This is a genomic window from Streptomyces adustus, from assembly GCF_009377175.1.
Classification (GTDB): Bacteria; Actinomycetota; Actinomycetes; order Streptomycetales; family Streptomycetaceae; genus Streptomyces; species Streptomyces adustus.
The window spans coordinates 1-8534 of the sequence record NZ_VJZD01000330.1 but is presented as its reverse complement, the minus strand read 5'-3'; the positions used below and the strand labels follow the sequence as shown (position 1 = coordinate 8534).

The window sequence follows — 8534 nt, the reverse complement described above, 5'->3', positions numbered from 1 at the left end:
GCTCCGAAGGGCGGGCACCGGAGCACGGGCTCTGGTGGGGCTCGGTCGGCGTGGCGGGAGACACGAAGCGCGTGGGCAAACAAATGAGCAACCGTTTTCTCTCGCGCCACAGTAGAGGGGAGCCGGGGGACGGGGGTCAAGGGCCGTGCGGGATTTTTCTCCGTGCGCTCCCGGGCTGGCACTCGGCCGGGTCGGCTGTCAGGATGGATGGCGCCGATGCCGGCGCCCCGCGCGTACGGATCGGGCGTGACGTCGTATGAGAAAAGGATTGCTCGTGACCGAAGCCGCTCCGCGTTCTCCCGCCGCAGTCCGGGCCAAGCTCACCGATGTCGCCGCGCTGGCCGGGGTCAGCGTGGGCACGGCGTCGAAGGCGCTGAGCGGCGGCGGGCGGATGCGGCCCGAGACCCGTCAGCGGGTCCTGGACGCCGTGGAGGAGCTCGGGTTCCGGCCCAACCAGCTGGCGCAGAGCCTGCACACCGGCCGCAGCTGGACGGTCGGACTGATGACCACCGACGGCATCGGCCGCTTCAGCACCCCCGTGCTGCTGGGCGCCGAGGACGCGCTCGGGGCCGGGAAGATCTCGGTGCTGCTGTGCGACACGCGCGGCGACGCGATCCGGGAGCAGCACCATCTGCGCAACCTGATGGAGCGCCGTGTCGACGGCATCATCGTCACCGGCCGCCGTACGGATCCGCGCGGGCCGCTGGCCGGTGTCGACGCCGTCCCCATCGTCTACGCGCTCTCGCCCTCCACCGACCCGGCCGACACCTCGGTGGTGTCCGACGACCGGGGCGGGGCCCGGCTCGCGATGGAGCACCTGCTGTCCACCGGCCGCACCCGGATCGCCCACCTCACGGGCCCGGAGCACCACGCGGCCGCCCGGGACCGCGCGCGGCACGCGGTCGAGCACCTGGAGCGTGCCTCGCTGGGCCTGGCGACGGGCCGGGTGCACTACGGCGAGTGGAGCGAGGCGTGGGGGCGGCGCGCCGCCGAGGCGGTCCTGCGTACGGCCCCGGACACGGACGCCTTCTTCTGCGGCAACGACCAGATCGCCCGCGGCGCGGCGGACGCGCTGCGGGAACGGGGGGTGAGCGTGCCCGGTGACATCGCGGTCGTCGGCTACGACAACTGGGACACCATGGCCCTGGCCTGCCGTCCGCCGCTCACCACGATCGACATGGACCTCGCCGAGATCGGCCGGATCGCCGCGCTGCGCCTGCTGGAGGCCATCGACTCCGGCCCGGCCCCGGGCGTGCACACGGTCCCGTGCCGCCTGGTCGTACGCGAGTCCAGCTGACGGCCCGCGGGGCCGGCGGAACCTGCGGCGCGGGCCGGTGAACGCGACGACGCCCGCACGAAACTCTCCGTGCGGGCGTCGGGCGGTCCGGCATGAGCCGGTCGCGGTCAGTTCTCGTCCGGCGCCAGCCGCAGCGAGATGCTGTTGATGCAGTACCGCTGGTCCGTGGGGGTCGGGTAGCCCTCGCCCTCGAAGACATGGCCGAGGTGCGATCCGCACCGGGCGCAGCGCACCTCCGTGCGCACCATCCCGTGCGAGCGGTCCGCGATCAGTTCGACCGCGTCGGTGTCCTTCGGGTCGAAGAACGAGGGCCAGCCGCAGTGCGACTCGAACTTCGTCTCCGAGGTGAACAGCTCCGCACCGCACGCGCGGCAGGAGTAGACGCCCTTGGACTTGGTGTCGGTGTACTCACCGGTGAAGGCGGGCTCGGTGGCGGCCTGGCGCAGCACGGCGTATTCGGCCGGGGTCAGCTCCGCACGCCACTGCTCGTCCGGCTTTTCGACGTCGTACGACATGAAGCTCAGCCCCTCTGGTTCTCGGTCAGTCCCGCGACAGGCGGTCGAGGATCTGCGGGCCCAGGTCCGTCACGTCGCCCGCGCCCATGGTGAGAACGAGATCGCCGGGTCCGGCCATTCCCGCGACGACGCCCGGCACCTCGGCCTTGTCGTGCACCGCCGTCACGTCCGCGCCCGCCGCCCGCGCGGCCTCGATGATCAGCTCGCTGGTGACGCCCGGGATCGGGTCCTCGCGGGCCGGGTAGATGTCGAGCACGACCGAGGCGTCAGCCAGGGCCAGGGCCTGACCCATCTCCTTGCCGAGCTCCTGCGTCCGGGAGAAGAGGTGGGGCTGGAAGACCACCAGGATGCGCGCGTCGCCGACGGCGGCGCGCATCGCCTCCAGGTCGGCCGTCATCTCGGTGGGGTGGTGCGCGTAGGAGTCGACGACCTGGACCCCGGCCGCCTCGCCCTTGAGCTGGAGCCGGCGCTTGACGCCGGTGTACGCGGCCAGCGCCGGGGCCAGCTCGGACGCCGGGACGCCCAGTGCGACGCCCGCCGCCAGCGCGGCCACCGCGTTGCTCGCGTAGTGCCGGCCGGGGACGGAGACGGCGAAGGTGACCTCCCGGCCCTCCAGCTCCACCGTGACCTGGCTCTTGAGGCCCTGGGGCAGCACGGACAGGATCCGCACGTCGGCGTCCTCGGCCTCGCCGTACGTCACCACCCGCACGCCGCCCGCGGTGACCCGGCGGGTCAGCTCCCGCGCGCCCTCGTGGTCGGCGGAGACCACCAGCGTGCCGCCCTCGGTGATCCGGTCGACGAACGTCTCGAAGGACTCGTAGATCTCGTCCATCGACGCGTAGTTGGCGTGGTGGTCGAGCTCCACGTTGAGGATGATCGCGACCTCGGGCGCGTACTTGTGGAAGCTGCGGTCCGATTCGTCCGCCTCGGCGACGAAGATCTCGCCCGCGCCGTGCTCGGCGTTGGAGCCGGGGGCGTCCAGGTCGCCGCCGATGGCGTACGACGGGTCCAGGCCCAGCTCGGAGAGGGAGACCGCCAGCATCGACGTGGTGGTCGTCTTGCCGTGCGTGCCCGCGACGGCGATCGGCCGCAGGCCGTCCATCAGCCGGGCGAGGGCGTCCGAACGGTGGACGACGGGGATGCCCAGCACCGCGGCGCGGGCCAGCTCCGGGTTGTCCGCGCGGATCGCCGACGAGACCACCACGCAGCTGGCGTCGTCGGCGAGATGCTCGGCGGCATGTCCGATGTGCACGGTCGCGCCCAGCGCCCGCAGCGCCTGCGCGGTCTCCGAGTCCTTGGCGTCACTGCCCGCCACCTTCGCCCCGCGCCGGGCCAGGATCTTGGCGATGCCCGACATCCCGGCGCCGCCGATGCCGATGAAGTGCGGTCGGTCCATGGCGGTAGGAAGGCCCGGGGCCATGTGCGTCTCCCTGGAGTGGTGCGGCGAACGTGAGCCCTAAGCCTAGGGCAGACGCGCCGGCGCCCCGGGTACCCCTCACGCCTTGCTGTGCGAGAACAGCTTCAGCACCGGGACCCCCACCTTGTGCCGGGCCCTGGAGGCCCAGTCCCGGTGGAAGAACTCCTCCACGTAGTGGGGATCGGTCAGGACGATCACCTCGTCGGCCCCGATCTCGTCGACCAGGGCCTTCAGGGCGTCCAGCGGGTGGTCCTCGACCAGTCGGCCCTCGGCCTCGCAACCGGCCGCCCGCAGGGCCGTCAGGGACACCGAGAGCGCCTGCTGCGCGGGCTCCTTCGCGGCCTCCCCCTCCGGCGTCTCGCCCTCCCGGGCGGCGTCGTCGAGGTCGCCGAGCGCGATGTCGTCGATGGCCCGCAGCAGGCGGTCCGCCTGGTCGCCGCGCGGCTGGAGCAGGACATGGAAGACGACCGCCTCCTCGCCGTGCAGCGTGGTCACGAACTCCACGTCGACGGACGTCAGGGCCTTCTCGATCATCAGCACGCTTCTGAACACCAGGCGCCTCTTCTCCTTCGAGGGCCCGGCCGGCCCTCTGTCCTCCGTGGGGCCTTGCACGGCCCTGCGGAAACCATCCTGCCCCGTGATCGCACGGGTACTGCCGGATTCAGTGTGCCCGGCCGGGAGTTAAACGGAACGACACATTCCGTCGTTTTCGGTCAGGCCTGCACCGATGGCGGTCAAACCCGCCGGTACCGGCTGAACAGGAACCCGTCCTCCTCCAGCAGGGACACCAGCGCGAACCGGCTCGGCACGGCCACGGAGGGGCCGCCCGCGATGCGCTGCGCGGCACCGGCGGTGAGCATCGGGGAGACGGTCAGGCACAGCTCGTCGAGGACTCCGGCGGCCACCAGCTGGCCCAGCAGCCGCGGGCCGCCCTCGGTCAGCAGCCGGGTGTGACCGAGCCCGGCGAGCGCCCGGACCGCGCGGGCCGGCTCCACGCCCGCGCCGTCACCGGCGATCAGCACCCGGGCACCGGCCTCCTCCGCGGCCGCGATCCGGTCCCGGGGCGCGGCGGCGCCGGTGAGGATCAGGGTGGGCACCAGGGGCGCGGTGAACAGCGGGAGCGAGAAGTCGAGGTCCAGACCGGCGGAGACCACCGCGACGGCCGGCGCCGGGGCCTGCCCGGCGGCCGCGCGCGACGCGGCGAACTCGGCACGCGCGCGTGCCGGACGGTACCCCTCCTGACGTACCGTTTCCGCACCCACCAGCACCACATCCGCCAGCGCCCGCAGCGTGCCGAAGATCCGCATGTCGGCGGCGTTGGAGATGGGCTGCGAGCGGCCGTCGTGCTGGGCGGCCCCGTCGAGCGTGGAGACCATGTTGGCGCGCAGCCAGGGCAGCTCCCCGCCAACGGCTCCGGGCGTACGCTCCGGATAGGCGTAGGCGGCGGCCAGCTCGTCGAGGCTCCACTCGCGCTCGGCACCGGCCGGCCCCGCGGCGGGCGCCTCGCGTGCCTGGTCGGAGGCGGGAGCCGCTGTCTCGTCGGTCACAGGGAACAGGCGTCGCATGCCGTGCAGTCTGGCACGGAGCTTAGAGTGGTGAACCGTGTCGTCCTCCACCTCCGCCCCCGGCCTCAGCCCCATAGCCGACGCGGCCCCGCTGTCCCTGTGCGCCCGTGCCCCGCATGTCCCCGCGGACCGGCTGGTCGCCGAGATGGTGCCGCCGCCGCGCTTCGACTCGGTGCGTTTCAGCACGTACATCCCGGACCCGAACCAGCCCAGCCAGACCGAGGCCGTGCGGGTGCTGGAGGGCTTCGCCGCCGGACTCGGCGGGGCGCACTCCACCGGTACCGCCAAACGGGGGTTCCTCGGGTTCGGAAAGGCCAAGGCGCCCAAGACCCCGGCCGGCCCGCGCGGGGTCTACCTCGACGGCGGTTACGGCGTCGGCAAGACCCATCTGCTGGCCTCCCTGTGGCACGCCACCCCGGCCGAGCCCGCGCTCAAGGCGTTCGGCACCTTCGTCGAGCTGACGAACCTGGTCGGCGCCCTCGGCTTCCAGCAGACGGTGCAGACGCTCTCCGGACACCGGCTGCTGTGCATCGACGAGTTCGAGCTGGACGACCCGGGTGACACGGTCCTGGTGTCGACGCTGCTCGGCAAGCTGGTCGACGCCGGGGTCGCGCTGGCCGCCACCTCCAACACCCTGCCGGGCAAGCTCGGCGAGGGCCGGTTCGCGGCCGCCGACTTCCTGCGGGAGATCCAGGGCCTGTCCGCCCGCTTCCGCCCGCTGCGCATCGACGGCGAGGACTACCGCCACCGCGGCCTGCCCGAGGCACCGGCGCCGTACTCCGACGAACAGGTGACGAAGGCGGCGTACGCGACGGCCGGCGCCTCGCTCGACGACTTCCCGCACCTGCTGGACCACCTGGCCCGGGTTCACCCCAGCCGGTACGGCGCCCTGACCGACGGCGTGACGGCGGTGTGCCTGACCGACGTCGCCCCGGTGCCCGACCAGTCGACGGCCCTGCGGCTCGTCGTGCTCGCGGACCGGCTCTACGACCGCGAGGTGCCCGTCCTGGCCTCCGGACAGCCCTTCGACCGGCTGTTCAGCGAGGAGATGCTCAACGGCGGCTACCGCAAGAAGTACTTCCGTGCGATATCGCGGCTGACCGCGCTGGCCCGCGACGCCAAGCGACTCGTCGAGTCCTGACCATCGGCCCCGGTCCCGGTCCGGGTCCCGGTCCGGGTCCCGAGCCCCCGTTCCCGGGAACAGGAACGGGGGCGGGCCGTCAGGGCCATCCGAGCCGGGCGAGCCGCCCCGCCGCCCCGCCCGGTCACGCGCTCCTCGCGTCGCAGCGCCGGATCGACCCCGCGGCGACTTTGCACAGGTAACGTGTTCTTGACCGGTCATTGACCGCTCGTTGGCCTGTTCCAGAGAAACGGACCGACGGAGGGGGGCGCATGTTCCGAGGTACGACGGCTCGCACCGTGCTGTCCCTGCTGGTCGCCGTCCTGCTCGCGCTCCCGCTGTGCACCCCCGCCGCACCCTTCGCACCCGCGCACCCGGCCCGTCACGCCGAGGCCGGCGCCTCCGGGCCCGGTCCCGCCCTCACGCACCGGGCACCGCGCGAGGAGTCGGCCGTCGCCCTCGACTGCACCCAGCCGGGCAGTCCGGCCAACCCCTTCCGCACCCGCGACCGGCACCGCCTGGCCACCCGCGCCGATCCGGCGCCCCAGGAGCCCGAGCGCCCGTCGCCGGCCCGGGACCCCGCGGCCGCACCGCGCCCGCCCCGGGCCGAAGGCGCGGTCCTGCGCCCCTGGAGATCCCCGGCGGCGCACTCCCCGGCAGCACTCCAGGTCTTCCGCTGCTGAGCACGGCAGAGCGGTCCGCCCCCTGTCCTGCAAGCCCGACGCGCACCGGCGCGCCAGGAGGAGTGATCCCCATGCAGCCCCTGATCGACCACGCCCGTACGTTCGGACAGCGCCCCGAGCAGCTCGCCGAGCTCGCCGCCGGCCAGTCCCCCCAGGTCCTGTTCATCACCTGCTCCGACTCCCGGGTCGTGCCGGCGCTGATCACCGGCGCCCGCCCCGGCGAGCTCTTCGAGCTGCGCACGGCCGGCAACATCGTGCCCCCGCACGCCATCGGCCGCCCCACCGCCGAGGCGGCCACCATCGAGTACGCCGTGGAGGTGCTCGGCGTCCGGGACGTGGTCGTCTGCGGCCACTCGCACTGCGGCGCCGTCGGCGCGCTGGTGCGCGGCGACGACCTCGACGCCGTGCCCGCCGTACGCGACTGGCTCGCGCACGCCGCCGACGACCCGGCGAGCGCCGACCCGGACGACCCGACGGTCGCCGGGGGCGTACAGCACCATGTGCTCTCCCAGTTGCTGCGGCTGCGCTCCTATCCGTGCGTCCAGAGGCGTCTGGCGGACGGCCGGCTGCGGCTGCGCGGCTGGTACTACGAGGTGCACACCGGCGCCGTGCGCGAGCACCGCGCCGACACCGACCGGTTCGAGGCGCTGTGAGCGCCCGCCGCTGAGCCTCGGACGCTGTTCGGTCCGGGACCCGGGACTTGGCCCCGGACCGAACATCGGGCATATCGTTGCAAGAGCAGGCATTTCAGACCTCTGCCGAGGGAGGTCGACATGTTCGAGGAGCTGCTGGCGGCGGCCGCGGCGGTAGGGGCCGCCGGTCTGGTGTACGTCGTCGCGGCGGCGCGGGTGGTCAAGCAGTACGAGCGCGGTGTGGTCTTCCGGCTCGGCCGGGCCGTGCGGGTGGTGCGTGAGCCGGGATTCACGATGGTCGTCCCGGCGGTCGACCGGCTCCGCAAGGTCAACATGCAGATCGTGACGCTGCCGGTGCCGGCCCAGGAGGGCATCACGCACGACAACGTCACGGTGCGGGTCGACGCGGTCGTCTACTTCAAGGTCGTCGACGCGGCGGCCGCGATCATCAACGTCGAGGACTACCGTTTCGCCGTCTCGCAGATGGCCCAGACTTCACTGCGGTCCATCATCGGCAAGAGCGACCTGGACGACCTGTTGTCCAACCGGGAGAAGCTCAACCAGGGTCTCGAACTGATGATCGACAGCCCGGCGGTCGGCTGGGGCGTGCAGATCGACCGGGTGGAGATCAAGGACGTGTCGCTGCCGGAGTCGATGAAGCGCTCCATGGCCCGGCAGGCCGAGGCGGACCGCGAGCGGCGGGCCCGGATCATCAACGCGGACGCCGAGCTCCAGGCGTCCAAGAAGCTGGCGGAGGCCGCCGGGGTGATGTCCGAGCAGCCCGCCGCGCTTCAGCTGAGGCTGCTCCAGACGGTGGTGGCGGTCGCCGCCGAGAAGAACTCCACGCTCGTGCTCCCCTTCCCGGTGGAACTGCTGCGCTTCCTGGAGAAGGCCCAGCAGCAGCCTCCGGCCGGCGCACCGCCCGCCTCGGGACCGCCGCTGCCGCCGTCACCGTCGGCCCCGGCACTGCCGGAACCACCAGCGCCCGCGCCGGAACCGCCCTCGCCGACGGCTCCGCCGGCCGGGGCTCCACCATCGGGAGCGTCGCTCCCGGAGGAGCCGCCGGAACCGCCGCCCCCGCCTTCCGACCAGTGAGGAGTCACCGGCCAGACCCGGCCGGGTGACTTCACCACCGAGCCGCAGGCATATAGGCACACTAATCAGCCACCTGCCCCTACCTTCGTGTGATGATCACTTCAGTACGTCGTCTCACCGTCGCCTGTGCCCTCGGTGCCGCCCTCGCCACCCTCGCCGCCTGCAACACCGACCGACCCAGCGCCTCCCCCGCCCCGCAAGCCCCTCAGG

Annotated in this window: 9 protein-coding genes; 5 read left to right on the top strand and 4 right to left on the bottom strand. The window is 73.0% G+C overall.

What is annotated here, in order from left to right; all coding sequences use genetic code 11:
* The first annotated feature begins 274 nt into the window (after nucleotides 1-274).
* Complete coding sequence (locus FNH09_RS42110; RefSeq protein ID WP_338017848.1) at nucleotides 275-1297, top strand: LacI family DNA-binding transcriptional regulator; 1023 nt, start codon at nucleotides 275-277, stop codon at nucleotides 1295-1297.
* A 107-nt stretch (nucleotides 1298-1404) separates the two neighbouring features.
* Here FNH09_RS42110 and msrB read toward each other — a convergent pair whose 3' ends face one another.
* The 4 genes from msrB to FNH09_RS42090 form a co-directional block, all read right to left on the bottom strand.
* Nucleotides 1405-1812 carry a peptide-methionine (R)-S-oxide reductase MsrB gene (gene msrB / locus FNH09_RS42105; RefSeq protein WP_152895140.1) on the bottom strand — a complete coding sequence of 136 codons (408 nt, stop codon included), beginning with the start codon at nucleotides 1810-1812 and terminating at the stop codon, nucleotides 1405-1407.
* Between the two features lie 25 nt (nucleotides 1813-1837).
* A complete protein-coding gene (murC, locus tag FNH09_RS42100; RefSeq protein ID WP_152895139.1) occupies nucleotides 1838-3232 on the bottom strand; it encodes a UDP-N-acetylmuramate--L-alanine ligase in 1395 nt (464 codons plus the stop codon).
* Nucleotides 3233-3307: 75 nt separating this feature from the next.
* Nucleotides 3308-3763, bottom strand: coding sequence for an indole-3-glycerol phosphate synthase (locus FNH09_RS42095; protein ID WP_152895143.1), 456 nt, complete (start codon nucleotides 3761-3763; stop codon nucleotides 3308-3310).
* Between the two features lie 200 nt (nucleotides 3764-3963).
* Complete coding sequence (locus FNH09_RS42090) at nucleotides 3964-4794, bottom strand: pyrimidine reductase family protein (protein ID WP_238427426.1); 831 nt, start codon at nucleotides 4792-4794, stop codon at nucleotides 3964-3966.
* A 37-nt stretch (nucleotides 4795-4831) separates the two neighbouring features.
* Between FNH09_RS42090 and zapE the strand changes: the two genes are divergently transcribed.
* From zapE to FNH09_RS42070, 4 genes are all read left to right on the top strand, one after another.
* A complete protein-coding gene (gene zapE / locus FNH09_RS42085; protein ID WP_162469912.1) occupies nucleotides 4832-5935 on the top strand; it encodes a cell division protein ZapE in 1104 nt (367 codons plus the stop codon).
* 251 nt (nucleotides 5936-6186) lie between these two features.
* Nucleotides 6187-6597 carry a hypothetical protein gene (locus tag FNH09_RS42080; protein ID WP_152895137.1) on the top strand — a complete coding sequence of 137 codons (411 nt, stop codon included), beginning with the start codon at nucleotides 6187-6189 and terminating at the stop codon, nucleotides 6595-6597.
* A 71-nt stretch (nucleotides 6598-6668) separates the two neighbouring features.
* Nucleotides 6669-7250 (top strand): carbonic anhydrase, encoded by a 582-nt coding sequence (locus FNH09_RS42075; RefSeq protein ID WP_152895136.1) that lies wholly within the window; start codon nucleotides 6669-6671, stop codon nucleotides 7248-7250.
* A gap of 120 nt (nucleotides 7251-7370) precedes the next feature.
* Nucleotides 7371-8324: a slipin family protein gene (locus tag FNH09_RS42070; protein ID WP_152895135.1), complete on the top strand. Its 954-nt coding sequence runs from the start codon at nucleotides 7371-7373 to the stop codon at nucleotides 8322-8324.
* The last annotated feature ends 210 nt before the right edge of the window (nucleotides 8325-8534 follow it).